The sequence below is a fragment of the Erwinia billingiae Eb661 genome, from assembly GCF_000196615.1.
Taxonomy (GTDB): domain Bacteria; phylum Pseudomonadota; class Gammaproteobacteria; order Enterobacterales; family Enterobacteriaceae; genus Erwinia; species Erwinia billingiae.
In genome coordinates this window covers 3,866,763-3,881,451 of sequence record NC_014306.1, presented here as the reverse complement: position 1 = coordinate 3,881,451, position 14,689 = coordinate 3,866,763, and the positions used below count along the sequence as shown (strand labels likewise).

The window sequence follows — 14,689 nt, the reverse complement described above, 5'->3', positions numbered from 1 at the left end:
CCCTTAAAGCTGGTGGTAATTCTGACCGCGCAAAGACCATTTCTCAGCCTGACGGATCACAAACTCAGAGACGGTGGTGATCAGCAAATAAATCACTGCGCCAACGGCAAAGAAGAAGAAGGGCATCTGCGTCGAGCCGGAAGCCACCTGCACCTGATTCATGGTTTCGACCAGGCCGGTCACCGACACCAGCGCCGACTCTTTAATTGCCGACTGCCACTGATTGCCCAGTCCGGGGATGGCGGTGGTCAGCGCCTGCGGGACGATCACCCGCCGGAACATCAGCCATTTTCCCATGCCGACCACCGTGGCGGCTTCCAGCGTGCCTTTGGGGATGCTGTGATAAGAGCCACGGAACACTTCAGCCTGTCCGGCACCCGAAATCAACCCGATCGCCAGCGCGCCCGCGACAAAGCCGCTGATATCAAACGGCCCCTGCATGCCCAGTGCGTGACCAAAGAAGGCCAGCACCTGACGACCGCCAAAGTAGAAGATATAGATGACGATCAGGTCAGGAATACCGCGTAACACCACGGTATAGCCTTCCGCCAGTCGCCGCATCCAGCGATTGCCGCCAATCTTCGCCCAGGCCACCAGGCTGCCAATTACCGATCCCAGCAAAAAAGCGCAGAGCGACACGGATACCGTCACGCCAGCGGCTTTCAGCAGCACCGGGCCCCATCCGTCGGGGCCAAAACTCAGAAGTTGCCAGTCAATACCCATCAGGAACTCCGGTCATTATTGTGGCGATAAATCCATGCCAAACCATTTGACGATCAGCGCCTTCATCGTGCCGTCTTTCACCATTGAATCGATAGCGGTGTTCAGTTTCGCCTGCAGTTCCGTGTCGTCTTTACGCATGCCGATCGCCGAACCCGATCCCAGTACGCCATTCTGGAAGGTATATCCGGTCAGTGCGCCATTGCCGTTTGAACGCTTCACGTAGGCCGTCAGGTTAGGAACCGCCGCCATCACCATATCCACGCGGCCGGCATCGAGGTCGAAGAAGGTATCTTTGCCGCCAGGATAGGTACGAATAGTGGCGATATCACCAAAGTATTTTTTCAGGAAGTCAGCCTGAATGGTGGCTACCTGCACACCAATCGTTTTGCCTTTCACCAGCTTAGCGATGCTGTCGATGGCCGGTTTGCTGGCGGCATCATCGGTCAGTGAAATGCGGGTACCGGTGCCGGGCAGGCTGGGGATGCTGCTGTCTTTGGTGGTGACAAAGCCCGAGCCGCCGTTGATGTACGGGCTGGTGAAGTTAATGGTTTCCTGACGCTTAGGGGTGATCGACACCGCATCGACGATCGCATCATATTTACCGTCCAGCAGGCCTGGGATCATGCCGCCCCAGCTCTGGGCGACGATTTTGTAGTTAAAGCCCGCGCGCTTAGCGATCTCTTTGATCATGTCGGGTTCGAAGCCGACAATTTCACCCGATGGCGTGGTCTGGTTGTATGGAGGGAAGGCGCCTTCGGTGGCGAAGGTCAGCGACGAGAGGTCTCTCGCCTGTAGCTGTGGCAGAACCAGCAGGCCTAATGCGGCAATGGCGCCGGTAAGGAAACGTTTGCGTGTCAGAATCATGTGCTACCCCTGAGAAAGTGAAAAACGGATTAAGAGAGAATATCCAGCGTTAAACGCGTCAGCGCGATGGCACCTACGCTGATGCAGCCTTCGTCTGGCTGATAGTCTGAGTTATGAACATGGTCGTTACGGCCAGGCTGAGCCGATCCAATATGGATCTGACAGGCCGGAACCCGATCGGAAAAGTAGGAGAAGTCTTCCGCGCCGAAGCTTCTGCCTTGCTGCACTTCAGGCTGCTGCTTAAACTGGCGGGTGATGCTTTGCTCGGCGAGGTCGACCATCCGGTCGTCATTGAGCAGTGGCGGAACGCCACGCTGATAGTTGATCTCCACCTGGACGTTCATCGACAGCGCCACACCGGCACACACGCGGCGGAAGGCGGCTTCAACATGATCGCGTGAGGCGGCCGAGCGCGCCCGAACCGTGCCCCGAAACAGGCAGGAATCCGGAATAATATTGTGGATGGCGCCGCCTTCAATGTGCCCCACGGTCAATACCGCTGACTGGGCTGGATCCATCTCGCGGGAGATGATGGTCTGCAGTTGGGTAATCAAATACGCGGTGGCAACAATCGGGTCCGCAGCGGCATGAGGACGGGCGGCGTGACCGGAGATGCCGATCACCTGCACGTCGAACTCATCGCAGGACGCGGTACTGGCGCCACGGGTCAGCATAATATTACCTACCGCCAGTTCCGGGCGGTTATGGAAGGTGATCGCCATGTCCTGGCCATCGGCGGCTCCGTCGGCAATCATCGCCGCGGCACCGCTTTCGGTGGTTTCTTCCGCCGGCTGGAAGATCAGGCGCACCGACCCTTTCAGCAACGGCTGCAGCTCTTTCAGCGTGGCCGCCACGCCCAGCAGGGTTGCCGTGTGCAGGTCATGACCGCAGGCGTGCATTTTGCCCGGCCAGACGCTGGCAAACGGCAATCCGGTTTTCTCTTCGATAGGCAGGGCATCCATATCGGCACGCAGCAACAGACTTGGGCCTGACTCTGCACCGTGAATATCCAGCATGACGCCGGTTTTTCCCACGCCGGTCTGCGGCTCAAAGCCTAATTTCTGCAGCTCCTGGGCGATCACGTCTGCCGTACGATGGGTATCAAAACCCAGCTCCGGATGCGCATGAATATCGCGGCGCAGCGCAATCAGGTGGGGCGCCAACCCTTTCACCATTCCGGCAATTTTTTCATCAAGGCCCTCAGGCTGAGATGCGTTCATTCATAACCTCACAGTGGGAAAAATCGCTGGTCAAAAGATAGACAATTGATTGTCGACAATCGATAATGGCCAAAAAATCAACAGGAAACAAGCCGCTATGCGTAAAAATGCCACCTTGCTGGCTGGACTCGGCCATTACACCTGCCCGCAAAGCGGTGGGCTTGTGCCGCCTGTTCAGAGCAGCGTTACCTCGGTTATCGATGGCAGTGAAGGCGCACTGGGCTATGCCCGTAGCGGAAATTCGTCGGTATTACTGGCTGAATCGCTACTCAATACCCTCGAAAACGGTCAGGGTTGTGCCTTCTTCAACGCCGGGGCGTCTGCAGCCTGGGCCGTGCTTTCTACCCTTACACCGGGTGACGGCGTGATCCTCGAAGCGGATTGCTATTACGAGTTTCGTACCATCATCAGCCGCTACTGCCAGCGGCAGGGGATCGCCTTAACGCTGGTGGACCTTTGTAACCTGGAAGCGGTCGGGCAGGCAACGCGTCAGGGTCATACGAATTTGATCTGGGCCGAGCTGCCCACCAATCCCTTATGGAAAATTGCCGATATCGCGGCGCTGGCGAAGGTGGCTCATCGGGTGGGGGCGAGGCTGGTGGTGGATGCCACCGTGGCCACGCCGTTATGGCTCAACGCGCTGACGCTGGGGGCGGACGTGGTGCTGCATTCGGCGACCAAATACCTGAATGGCCACGGCGATTTAACGGCTGGCGCGCTGGTGACCGCCAGGCCGGACGCGTGGTGGCAGGAGATTATCGCTTACCGCACCGCATCCGGTTCGGTGTTGCCGGCAATGGAAGCCTGGCTGCTGTTACGCGGCATGCGCACGCTGGCGCTTCGGGTGGAAAGGGCCTCTGAGAATGCGTTGAAGATTGCGCGCTGGCTGGCACAGCAGCCTGGCGTCTCCGGGGTGCACTATCCCGGGCTGGAACAGAATCCCCATTTTGCCCGCGCTGAGGCCCAGTTCTCTGGCGGCTTTGGCGCAATGCTCTCTTTCCAGCTCAGCGCCGGTGCAAAAGCCGCGGCCGCGTTTTGTCGTCGCACCCGCGTCTTCCGTCATTCAACATCATTAGGGTCGACAGAAAGCCTGATTGAACACCGTCGCAGTACGGAAGGCGAAGGATCTCGTTGTCCTGACGATCTGCTGCGCCTGTCGGTGGGCATTGAAGACTGCGCGGATCTGCTTGCCGATCTTGCCCAGGCGTTAGATGCTACAGTTAATGCGTAGGGTTGACCGTTATAATGAGGAACACATGAAAGACTGGAATCCCGATCTTTACCGTCAGTTCGAAGCTGAACGGACGCGTCCTGCCACCGAATTACTCTCCCGCATTCCCCTCCGACATGTCAGCCGTGCCACCGATCTGGGGTGCGGACCGGGCAACAGTACCGAGCTGCTCTGTCAGGCCTGGCCAGAAGCCCGCGTGACGGGGCTGGACAGCTCGCAGGCGATGCTGGAGCAGGCGCTGAAACGACTGCCTGATTGCCATTTCGTGCAGACCGATATCCGTCACTGGCAGGCTGACGTGCCGCAGGAGGTGATTTACGCCAACGCTTCTTTGCAGTGGCTGACCGATCATCAGCAGTTATTCCCCCATTTGGTGGCGCAGCTGGCTTCCGGTGGCGTGCTGGCAATCCAGATGCCTGATAACCTCGACCAGCCGACGCACAGCCTGATGCGCAAAGTAGCGGAAGACCGACGGTGGGCAGAGAAAATTGGCCCGGGTGCCGCCGACCGCAAGAAACTGCTCAGCACCGAAGCGTATTACGATTTGCTGAGTGCGGCGGGCTGCAAGGTCGATATCTGGCGCACCACTTATTACCATGTGATGCCGTCGCATCAGGCGATGGTGGACTGGCTGAAGGCGACCGGCTTGCGGCCGTTTCTGACCCCACTGAGTGAACCGGATCAAGAGGCTTTCCTCGCGGAATATTTGCGTGAGCTGGCCGGTGCTTATTCGGTCCGTCAGGATGGCAATGTGCTGATGCCTTTCCCTCGGCTGTTTATGGTGGCCCGAAAAGGGTGAGCCTGCGTTTTTTACTGGAAGACGGCGCGCAAATACGGCGTTTGCGGCCTCTTTTAACGAGAAAAAATGCTAGGCTTGCGGTTCTGTTAGTGAGGGAAAAGAGGAGTCGGGATGACGGACACAGAATTAATGCAGCTGAGTAAGGACATCGGGCAGCGGCTGTTACACCGCAAGGCGACGGTGACGGCGGCGGAGTCCTGCACCGGCGGCTGGATCGCCAAAGTGCTGACCGATATCGCCGGCAGTTCGCAATGGTTTGAGCGCGGCTTCGTGACCTACAGTAATGAGGCGAAAGCGGATTTAGTTGGCGTGACTGCCGACTCGCTGGCGCGTTTTGGTGCCGTCAGCGAACCGGTGGTGCGGGAAATGGCCGAAGGCGCGCGGCAGCAGGCGCGGGCGAATTTTGCACTATCTGTCAGTGGGATAGCCGGCCCGGATGGCGGTTTGGCAGAAAAACCCGTGGGCACGGTCTGGTTCGGTTTTGCCGCTGAAGGCAAAGAGACGCTGGCCCAACGCCAGGTTTTCTCCGGTGACCGTGAAGCGGTACGCCGTCAGGCCACCGCCTGGGCGCTCCAGACCCTGCGCGATCATTTTCTCGAAAATTAAACTTGATACTGTATGACCATACAGTATAATCAGCCCCATATTGAGTATATGCAAAGCCGCGTGTGCGTGTGCTTTACCCCGCATGATTAGGAGCGAAAATGGCTATCGACGAAAACAAGCAAAAAGCACTGGCAGCAGCGCTGGGCCAGATTGAAAAGCAATTTGGTAAAGGCTCCATCATGCGCCTGGGTGAAGACCGTACCATGGACGTGGAAACCATTTCGACCGGTTCCCTGTCACTGGATATCGCACTGGGTGCGGGCGGCCTGCCAATGGGGCGTATCGTTGAAATCTATGGCCCTGAGTCTTCCGGTAAAACCACGCTGACCCTGCAGGTAATTGCTTCTGCACAGCGTAAAGGTAAAACCTGTGCGTTTATCGATGCAGAGCATGCCCTTGACCCGGTCTATGCCAAAAAGCTTGGCGTAGATATCGATAACCTGCTGTGTTCTCAGCCGGACACCGGTGAGCAGGCGCTGGAAATCTGTGACGCGTTGGCCCGCTCAGGTGCGGTAGACGTGATCATCGTTGACTCCGTGGCTGCACTGACGCCGAAAGCAGAAATCGAAGGTGAAATTGGTGACTCTCATATGGGCCTTGCGGCACGTATGATGAGCCAGGCAATGCGTAAGCTGGCCGGTAACCTGAAAAACTCTGGCACCTTGCTGATCTTCATCAACCAGATCCGTATGAAAATCGGTGTGATGTTCGGTAACCCGGAAACCACGACCGGTGGTAACGCGCTGAAGTTCTACGCTTCTGTCCGTCTGGATATCCGCCGTATTGGTGCGATTAAAGAAGGTGACGAAGTCGTCGGCAGCGAAACCCGCGTGAAGGTGGTGAAGAACAAAATTGCTGCGCCATTCAAGCAGGCTGAGTTCCAGATCATGTATGGCGAAGGCATCAACATTTACGGTGAGCTGGTAGACCTGGGCGTGAAGCACAAGCTGATTGAAAAAGCCGGTGCCTGGTACAGCTACAACGGCGATAAGATTGGTCAGGGTAAAGCGAACTCAGGCAACTTCCTGAAAGAGAACCCGGCTATCGCCAACGAAATTGAAGCTAAACTGCGTGCTACGCTGCTGACCAACCCGGACACCAAGCCAGATTTTGTGGCAACGGCGGCCGAGCTGGATGAAACCAGCGAAACCAACGAAAACTTCTGATTTCGTTCCTGACAGCCTCCGCTGTCAGCATGTGAAAAAAGGAACGGGATTAAATCCGTTCCTTTTTTTGTTTCTTGCTTTCAACCTCGCTACCCTTACCTTGTGATCCCCCTTTAAACCTGAAAAAACGTGGAGCAAGATGTCTGACGCCACTGAACGTAGCCAGTTCGCTCGCCTGCTGGATCGGGCAATGCGCATTCTTGCCATGCGCGATCACAGCGAAGTTGAGTTTCGCCGCAAGCTGGCGTTGTCAGCCGAACGCGCCGCGATGTATGCCAAAAACAAGTCTCAGGAACCGGAGACCATCACGCCGGAGCAAATCGACCGCGTGGTGGCCTGGTGCTATGAAAACCGCTATCTGGATGATGCCCATTTTGCCGAGCGTTTTGTCGCCAGCCGCAGCCGAAAAGGCTATGGCCCACAGCGTATTCGGATGGAGATGGGGCAGAAGGGGATAGACAAGGCGCTGACGGATGAGGTGCTGGCCAATAGCGAAATTGACTGGGCGCGCCAGGCATTTGAAGTCGCTGAACGCAAATTTGGCTTACCGCTGCCTACCGACTGGAAGGAGAAAGCCAAAGTCCAACGCTATCTGATGACCAAAGGCTTCTTTTCCGACGATATTCGCGCCATTTTCTCAAATTTTGACGAATGACCGACGATGGGATTTTACTTCCCCCCGAAGAAAATTTATCTTATTCACCACTTTTTGTTCGTGAGTTGCCAGCGAAGACTAACGCTTTCTGGCGAGGTAAGACTCACGAAACAGTCTTTAGCGTGATTCAGGGACAATTATGAGCAAGAGCACTGCGGAGATTCGCCAGGCGTTTCTCGACTTTTTCCAAAGCAAGGGACATCAGGTTGTAGCCAGTAGCTCCCTCGTCCCAAACAACGATCCGACGTTGTTGTTCACTAACGCCGGGATGAACCAGTTTAAAGATGTTTTCCTCGGTCAGGATAAGCGCAACTATTCCCGCGCCACCACCTCTCAGCGCTGCGTGCGCGCGGGTGGCAAGCATAACGACCTGGAAAACGTGGGCTATACCGCCCGTCACCACACTTTCTTTGAAATGCTGGGTAACTTCAGCTTCGGCGACTATTTCAAGCGCGAGGCCATTGGCTTTGCGTGGGAACTGTTGACCGGCGCGCAGTGGTTTAACCTGCCGAAAGAGAAACTGTGGGTCACCGTTTACGAGACCGATGACGAAGCCTTCGACATCTGGGAAAAAGAAGTGGGCGTGCCGCGTGAGCGCATTATCCGCATCGGTGACAATAAGGGCGGCGCGTATGCCTCCGATAACTTCTGGCAGATGGGCGATACCGGTCCTTGCGGCCCGTGCTCCGAGATCTTCTTCGACCATGGCGATCACATCTGGGGTGGCCCTCCGGGTAGCCCGGAAGAAGATGGCGATCGCTTTATCGAGATCTGGAACATCGTCTTTATGCAGTTCAACCGTCAGCCAGACGGAACCATGCTGCCGTTGCCTAAGCCATCTGTCGATACCGGCATGGGCCTGGAGCGTATTACTGCCGTTCTGCAGCACGTTAATTCTAACTACGAGATCGACCTGTTCGCCAGGCTGATCGCGTCGGTTGCTGAGGTGACGGGCGCCACGGATTTGACCAGCAAATCCCTGCGCGTAATTGCCGATCATATTCGTTCTTGTGCATTCCTGATTGCTGATGGGGTTATCCCTTCGAATGAGAACCGTGGCTACGTGCTGCGCCGCATCATTCGTCGTGCTGTCCGTCATGGCAACATGCTGGGCGCGCAGGGCAGCTTCTTCTGGAAACTCGTTGGGCCGTTGATTTCTGTGATGGGTTCCGCGGGCGAAGAGCTGGCAAGCCAGCAGTCTCAGGTTGAGCAGATCCTGAAAACAGAAGAAGAGCAGTTTGCTAAAACGCTGGAGCGTGGTCTGGCTCTGCTGGATGAAGAGTTGGAGAAGTTGCAGGGCGATACGCTGGATGGCGAAACCGTCTTCCGTCTGTATGACACCTTCGGCTTCCCGGCTGACCTGACGGCTGACGTTTGCCGTGAAAGAAATCTGAAGATTGATGAGGCTGGCTTCGAGAAAGCCATGGAGCAGCAGCGTCAACGTGCGCGTGAGGCCAGTGGCTTCGGCGCTGATTACAGCAAAGTGATCCAGATTGATGCCGCGTCTGCCTTCAAAGGCTACGAGCAGCTTGAACTGAACTCCACCGTGACCGCTATTTTTGTCGACGGCAAACCGGCGACAGAGATCGTGGCAGGGCAGGAAGGGGTGATTGTGCTGGATGAGACGCCATTCTATGGCGAATCGGGTGGCCAGGTTGGCGATACCGGCGAGCTGAAGAGCGATGCAGCCACCTTTACCGTTAACGACACGCAGAAATACGGTCAGGCGATTGGTCATACTGGCACGCTGGCCGCCGGTCAAATCCGCATTGGCGATCGTCTGTCTGCGCAGGTTGACCAGGCACGTCGTGACCGCATTCGTCTGAATCACTCTGCTACGCACCTGTTACATGCTGCATTACGTCAGGTTCTGGGTCATCATGTGGCGCAGAAAGGCTCTCTGGTTAACGACAAATACCTGCGTTTTGATTTCTCGCATTTTGAAGCGATGAAGCCAGAAGAAATTCGCCAGGTTGAAGAGATTGTTAATGCCCAGGTTCGTCGCAATCTGGCCATTGAAACCAATATCATGGAGCTGGAAGCCGCCAAATCCCATGGTGCGATGGCGCTGTTCGGTGAGAAGTATGACGATCACGTGCGTGTGCTGAGCATGGGTGACTTCTCCACGGAACTTTGTGGCGGTACCCACGCCAGCCGTACCGGTGATATCGGCCTGTTCCGCATTCTGTCTGAGTCGGGTACGGCAGCCGGCGTGCGTCGTATTGAGGCAGTAACCGGTGAAGGCGCGTTGGGCCTGATGTATGCCCAGAGCGAGCAGTTGCAGGAGATTGCCCATCTGATTAAAGCCAACAACAGCAACCTGAACGAAAAGGTACGTGCGATGATTGATCACGTACGCGGCCTGGAAAGGGAGCTGCAGCAGCTTAAGGATCAGCAGGCGGCGCAGGAGAGTGCGTCCCTGAGCAGTAAAGCGATTGAAATTAAAGGCACCAGGTTGCTGGTAAGTGAATTGAGCAACGTTGAGCCGAAGATGCTGCGTACGATGGTCGACGAGCTGAAAAATCAGCTCAAGTCAGCGATCATCGTGCTGGCGACCGTGGCGGATGGGAAAGTCTCCCTGATTGCCGGGGTAACGAAAGATCTGACCGATCGGGTTAAAGCCGGCGAACTGGTGGGCGAACTGGCTCAGCAGGTTGGCGGTAAAGGTGGTGGTCGTCCTGATATGGCTCAGGCGGGTGGCACCGATGCTCAGGCGCTGCCTGCGGCACTGGCAGGCGTTGAGTCGTGGGTCGCTGCAAAGCTGTAACAAAATAAAAAATGCGCGCAGAAGGCGCTGTGGAGTCACTCCATGGCGCTTACTGATGGGTGCACTCTTAAAAAACACAAAGTCAGGTTAGCGAAGGGTATTTCGGCTAAACTAAGTATCAGCAGAATGTATTGGTATGATGGTGCACTTGTGGTGTATTTGTCATAGTCTATATTTAGCGTTATACGATGGATAATGCCGGGCGACAGTTAACCCGACTCTTTTAATCTTTCAAGGAGCAAAGAATGCTTATTCTAACTCGTCGAGTTGGTGAAACCCTCATGATTGGCGATGAGGTGACTGTAACGGTGCTGGGTGTGAAAGGGAACCAGGTTCGCATCGGTGTGAACGCCCCTAAAGAAGTGTCTGTCCATCGCGAAGAGATCTATCAGCGTATTCAGGCCGAAAAAACTCAGCAAACGAGTTACTAACGGATCCGGCGTCTCGCTACGCTTAGCGAGGCGCTACCGGTTTTCTTCCTCATCTCTGCCATTCTTCTGTCTTAAATCCCCCGTTCCGCTTTCTCTGTTGCCCTGAACTTTTCACTGTTTCTGCCTCAATACCGCTTTTGATTGCCCTGTATTGGCTGTCGTGGCCCAAAATCTTCCCACAATCGTATTTTCTTGCGCTGAGCTTATTGCATTATCGCCTGGGTATTATTGTTGATATTTCAATCTTTTTGTCGCCAAAACACCCGTATTGCCTGCGAATTGTGCAATCAAACACGTAGGGGGAAAAATTGTTTGACTTATAAGTCCGCCAAAGTAATATGTGCGCCACGCAGTGCCGATGAGCAGTTATCAAGTTCTGAAGCACAACTCGCAAGAGTGCGTACTGGTGAGGTGGCCGAGAGGCTGAAGGCGCTCCCCTGCTAAGGGAGTATGCGGTCAAAAGCTGCATCCGGGGTTCGAATCCCCGCCTCACCGCCATTTGCATCCATAGCTCAGCTGGATAGAGTACTCGGCTACGAACCGAGCGGTCGGAGGTTCGAATCCTCCTGGATGCACCATTTTACAAGAGAGTTTGAACGAAACTTTTTTGTGTGTAGTACGATACTTGTTAGCAGCTTGTATCACGGTGAGTCGTTAGCACCCTGCGTTATACCAGAATATGTCATGCATCCATAGCTCAGCTGGATAGAGTACTCGGCTACGAACCGAGCGGTCGGAGGTTCGAATCCTCCTGGATGCACCATTTCTGAGAAGTGAAAGCGTTCCTTCGAATGGCAATTAGTTTCTTCTGTATCACCTCAGGTTTGTCGCGTTATCTCCCCTTAGTTTTTCCGATGCATCCATAGCTCAGCTGGATAGAGTACTCGGCTACGAACCGAGCGGTCGGAGGTTCGAATCCTCCTGGATGCACCATATTTTGCAATTCTGGCAGCACCAGAATACAGATTTTACGGTCTTTGTGGTCGACTGAGTTGTCTCTCTCAACAATTCAGCCAGCGCACTTGACGGTATCATCGCATTACCCCTCAGCATTACCGCATTTCCCAATGCATCCATAGCTCAGCTGGATAGAGTACTCGGCTACGAACCGAGCGGTCGGAGGTTCGAATCCTCCTGGATGCACCATATTTCCCAAGTCTTATAGCTCCTCCGGTTTGGCAAAGTTACCTGTGATTGAAGCCAGCACAAAGGATGATTACCGTTCCGCACAACATCTCCTCTTCACAACAATTCACCACCCTCATAATATTAACCCTCTGATTACCCTGTAAAAAACATGTCTACTCCTGTTTAGAACCCTCTGAGCTTATTCTCACGCCAAATTCTGATAATGAAAATCCCTATGTAAATCAAGGCATTTGCGGATCCATGCCAACAGCGACAAGTGCACCGCTTTACGCTAAAGTAATTGTTCACTTGATCAAGGATGGAGAGAGCAGAATGTACGACAGTTATGCAGGGTTGATATTCGATATGGATGGCACCATTTTGGACACGGAGCCAACGCATCGTAAGGCCTGGCATGACGTTCTGGCACGTCATGGCTTGCACTTTGATGAACGCTCGGTGATTGGCCTGAATGGCTCACCGACCTGGCGTATTGCTGAAGTGATCATCGCCAGTCATCAAAGTACGCTGGACCCTTTTAAGCTGGCGGAAGAAAAAACCGTGGCGCTAAAAGAGATGCTCTTTGATACCGTGCGTCCACTGCCGCTGATTGAGGTGGTGAAAGCCTATAAAGGGCGTCGTCCAATGGCGGTAGGGACCGGTAGCGAACATGCGATGGCAGAAGCCTTGCTGCAGCATCTGGGGCTACGTGAGTACTTCGATGTGATTGTGGGGGCCGATGACGTCACCCGCCACAAACCCGAGCCAGAAACCTTTGTGCGCTGCGCAGAGTTGATGAAGGTGGTTCCATCACGTTGCGTGGTGTTTGAAGACGCAGATTTCGGCATTCAGGCAGCTCAGGCCGCAGGAATGGACTACGTCGATGTACGTTTGCTGTGAGTGACTGGCTCGCTTACGGGTCGATGTTCGCCAGCAGCTTTCTCAGTGCAACCTTACTGCCCGGCAGTTCAGAAGTGTTACTGGCGGGCTTGCTGATAGCAGGAAAGGTTTCAGTGAGTGGCATTGTTGCAACCGCAGCACTTGGTAACACGCTAGGCGGTCTGACAAATATTATCATTGGTCGCTGGCTGCCGTTAAAACAGCAGGGGCGATGGCATAACACAGCAACGGCGTGGCTGCACCGTTTGGGGCCTGCTGCGCTGCTATTGAGTTGGTTGCCAGTGATTGGCGACCTGCTATGCGTTCTCGCTGGCTGGCTACGTTTTGCCTGGCTGCCGATGGTGTTTTTTCTCGCCGTGGGTAAGACCTTGCGTTACATAGCGTTGGCGTACGCAACACTACAGGGCATGGATTGGTGGCATTGATTCGCGAATAATCGGCGCTACGGTTAACATTATGCTTAACAATAATAAGTTTTTCTCCGAGCGGGAGGTCAATTTGATCCCGGACGTATCACAGGCGCTTTCCTGGCTGGAAGCTCATCCTGACGCATTAAAAGGTATTGGTCGCGGTATTGAACGCGAAACGCTGCGCGTCAGACCAGATGGTCATCTGGCGACCACCGGCCACCCAAAATCTCTTGGCTCGGCGTTAACGCACAAGTGGATCACCACGGATTTTGCGGAAACGCTGCTCGAATTCATTACGCCGGTAGAAGGCGATATCGACAAACTGTTGGCCTTTTTACGGGATATCCACCGTCATACCTCCCGCGATTTAGGCGAAGAGCGTATGTGGCCAATGAGCATGCCGTGCCTGATTGAAGACAGTCAGAATATCGAACTGGCTCAGTACGGCAGCTCCAACATCGGTAAGATGAAAACGCTCTACCGTGAAGGCTTAAAAAACCGCTACGGTTCGCTGATGCAGGTTATTTCCGGCGTCCATTACAACTTCTCACTGCCGCTCTCTTTCTGGCAGGCATGGGGAGAAGGTAAGGATGAGAAGAGCGGGCAGGACGCGATCTCCGAAGGCTATCTGCGCCTGATCCGTAACTACTACCGTTTTGGCTGGGTCATTCCTTATCTGTTCGGCGCATCTCCGGCGATCTGCTCTTCGTTCCTGCAGGGAAAAGAGACTAAGTTGCCGTTCGAGAAAACGGAAAAGGGCATGCTATATCTGCCTTATGCCACCTCATTACGTCTGAGCGACCTCGGTTATACCAACAAATCTCAGAACGGTCTGGGCATCACCTTCAATAATCTGCCCGATTATGTGAAGGCTCTGAAAGCGGCGATTAAAACGCCGTCGAAAGAGTATGGCGAGATGGGCATTAAGGACGAGCAGGGTAACTGGTTGCAGCTGAACACCAACGTGCTGCAGATTGAAAACGAGCTTTATGCGCCAATCCGTCCTAAACGCGTCACGCGTTCCGGCGAGAACCCGTCTGACGCGCTGCTGCGTGGTGGGATTGAGTATATCGAAGTCCGTTCACTGGATATCAACCCGTTCTCAGCCATTGGCGTCGATGAGAATCAGGTCCGCTTCCTGGATCTGTTCCTGATTTGGTGTACGCTGGCCGATGCGCCGGAGATGAGCAGTGACGAGCTGCTGTGCACCCGGACCAACTGGAACCGCGTGATCCTTGAAGGGCGTAAGCCTGGCTTAATGTTGGGCATGGGTTGTGGTGAAGCGCAGCATCCGCTGGCAGAAGTGGGCAAAACGCTGTTCAAAGATCTGCGTCGCGTGGCTGAAACACTGGATAGCCAGCAGGGAAATCATTTGTATCAGGAAGTGTGTGACCGTCTGGTTGCTTCTTTCGACGATCCGGATTTGACCTATTCAGCACGTTTCCTGAATGCCCTGAAAGATAACGGCATTGACGGCACGGGGCTGGCCCTGGCGGAACAGTATCGCCATCAGCTGGCTGAAGAGTCGCTGGAAATTTTGACTGAGTCTGATTTTGAGCAGGAAGCTGTTCGCTCAAATGCGAGTCAGCAGGAAATCGAAGAAAGTGATACGCTTAACTTTGAAGACTTCTTAAAGAGTCGCAGTTAAGAAAAGAAAATGGCCACATTGCTGTGGCCAAAATAACATCTCTGTTGTCAGGGATGATGATAACAAAATTGCGCGTCTTTCATATATTCAGACCGGGCACGACAGAGAAAGTTTCACTGATTCGAAAATAAATTCATTAGT

Annotated in this window: 13 protein-coding genes and 5 tRNA genes; 15 read left to right on the top strand and 3 right to left on the bottom strand. The window is 54.5% G+C overall.

The genetic code is table 11. From position 1 onward, the window contains the following. Positions 1-3 precede the first annotated feature (3 nt). The 3 genes from EBC_RS19180 to EBC_RS19170 are packed head-to-tail and all read right to left on the bottom strand — an operon-like array spanning position 4 to position 2,807. Positions 4-723 (bottom strand): ABC transporter permease, encoded by a 720-nt coding sequence (locus tag EBC_RS19180; protein ID WP_013203504.1) that lies wholly within the window; start codon positions 721-723, stop codon positions 4-6. 15 nt (positions 724-738) lie between these two features. Continuing rightward, positions 739-1,587, bottom strand: coding sequence for a transporter substrate-binding domain-containing protein (locus EBC_RS19175; RefSeq protein ID WP_013203503.1), 849 nt, complete (start codon positions 1,585-1,587; stop codon positions 739-741). Positions 1,588-1,616: 29 nt separating this feature from the next. Next, positions 1,617-2,807: a M20 metallopeptidase family protein gene (locus EBC_RS19170; RefSeq protein WP_013203502.1), complete on the bottom strand. Its 1,191-nt coding sequence runs from the start codon at positions 2,805-2,807 to the stop codon at positions 1,617-1,619. A 97-nt stretch (positions 2,808-2,904) separates the two neighbouring features. On the opposite strand from EBC_RS19170, the gene EBC_RS19165 reads away from it, so the two are divergent. The 15 genes from EBC_RS19165 to gshA all read left to right on the top strand — a co-directional run bounded on the left by EBC_RS19165 (position 2,905) and on the right by gshA (position 14,548). After that, a complete protein-coding gene (locus tag EBC_RS19165; RefSeq protein ID WP_013203501.1) occupies positions 2,905-4,038 on the top strand; it encodes a trans-sulfuration enzyme family protein in 1,134 nt (377 codons plus the stop codon). A gap of 25 nt (positions 4,039-4,063) precedes the next feature. Continuing rightward, complete coding sequence (tam, locus tag EBC_RS19160) at positions 4,064-4,837, top strand: trans-aconitate 2-methyltransferase (protein WP_013203500.1); 774 nt, start codon at positions 4,064-4,066, stop codon at positions 4,835-4,837. Between the two features lie 111 nt (positions 4,838-4,948). Beyond that, complete coding sequence (gene pncC / locus EBC_RS19155; protein WP_013203499.1) at positions 4,949-5,443, top strand: nicotinamide-nucleotide amidase; 495 nt, start codon at positions 4,949-4,951, stop codon at positions 5,441-5,443. 98 nt (positions 5,444-5,541) lie between these two features. Continuing rightward, positions 5,542-6,609, top strand: coding sequence for a recombinase RecA (gene recA, locus EBC_RS19150; protein WP_013203498.1), 1,068 nt, complete (start codon positions 5,542-5,544; stop codon positions 6,607-6,609). 139 nt (positions 6,610-6,748) lie between these two features. Then, positions 6,749-7,264, top strand: a complete 516-nt coding sequence (locus EBC_RS19145) for a regulatory protein RecX (protein ID WP_013203497.1) — start codon at positions 6,749-6,751, stop codon at positions 7,262-7,264. A 139-nt stretch (positions 7,265-7,403) separates the two neighbouring features. Next, positions 7,404-10,031: an alanine--tRNA ligase gene (gene alaS / locus EBC_RS19140; protein ID WP_013203496.1), complete on the top strand. Its 2,628-nt coding sequence runs from the start codon at positions 7,404-7,406 to the stop codon at positions 10,029-10,031. A gap of 245 nt (positions 10,032-10,276) precedes the next feature. Further along, positions 10,277-10,462, top strand: a complete 186-nt coding sequence (csrA, locus tag EBC_RS19135) for a carbon storage regulator CsrA (RefSeq protein WP_004155916.1) — start codon at positions 10,277-10,279, stop codon at positions 10,460-10,462. Positions 10,463-10,867: 405 nt separating this feature from the next. Then, a tRNA-Ser gene (locus EBC_RS19130) sits at positions 10,868-10,960 on the top strand. 3 nt (positions 10,961-10,963) lie between these two features. Continuing rightward, positions 10,964-11,040 (top strand) — tRNA-Arg (locus tag EBC_RS19125). 108 nt (positions 11,041-11,148) lie between these two features. Then, positions 11,149-11,225, top strand: a tRNA-Arg gene (locus EBC_RS19120). Between the two features lie 93 nt (positions 11,226-11,318). Next, positions 11,319-11,395: transfer RNA gene (locus tag EBC_RS19115), tRNA-Arg, on the top strand. A 136-nt stretch (positions 11,396-11,531) separates the two neighbouring features. Further along, a tRNA-Arg gene (locus tag EBC_RS19110) sits at positions 11,532-11,608 on the top strand. 315 nt (positions 11,609-11,923) lie between these two features. Next, a complete protein-coding gene (yqaB, locus tag EBC_RS19105; RefSeq protein WP_013203495.1) occupies positions 11,924-12,490 on the top strand; it encodes a fructose-1-phosphate/6-phosphogluconate phosphatase in 567 nt (188 codons plus the stop codon). After that, the gene (locus tag EBC_RS19100; RefSeq protein WP_041692106.1) at positions 12,487-12,915 is read left to right on the top strand and encodes a YqaA family protein; all 429 of its coding nucleotides are present in this window, start codon (positions 12,487-12,489) and stop codon (positions 12,913-12,915) included. Before yqaB ends, EBC_RS19100 begins: the two co-directional genes overlap by 4 nt. Before the next feature lie 31 nt (positions 12,916-12,946). Further along, entirely contained in the window at positions 12,947-14,548 is a 1,602-nt protein-coding gene (gshA, locus tag EBC_RS19095; protein WP_041692105.1) for a glutamate--cysteine ligase, read from the top strand. The last annotated feature ends 141 nt before the right edge of the window (positions 14,549-14,689 follow it).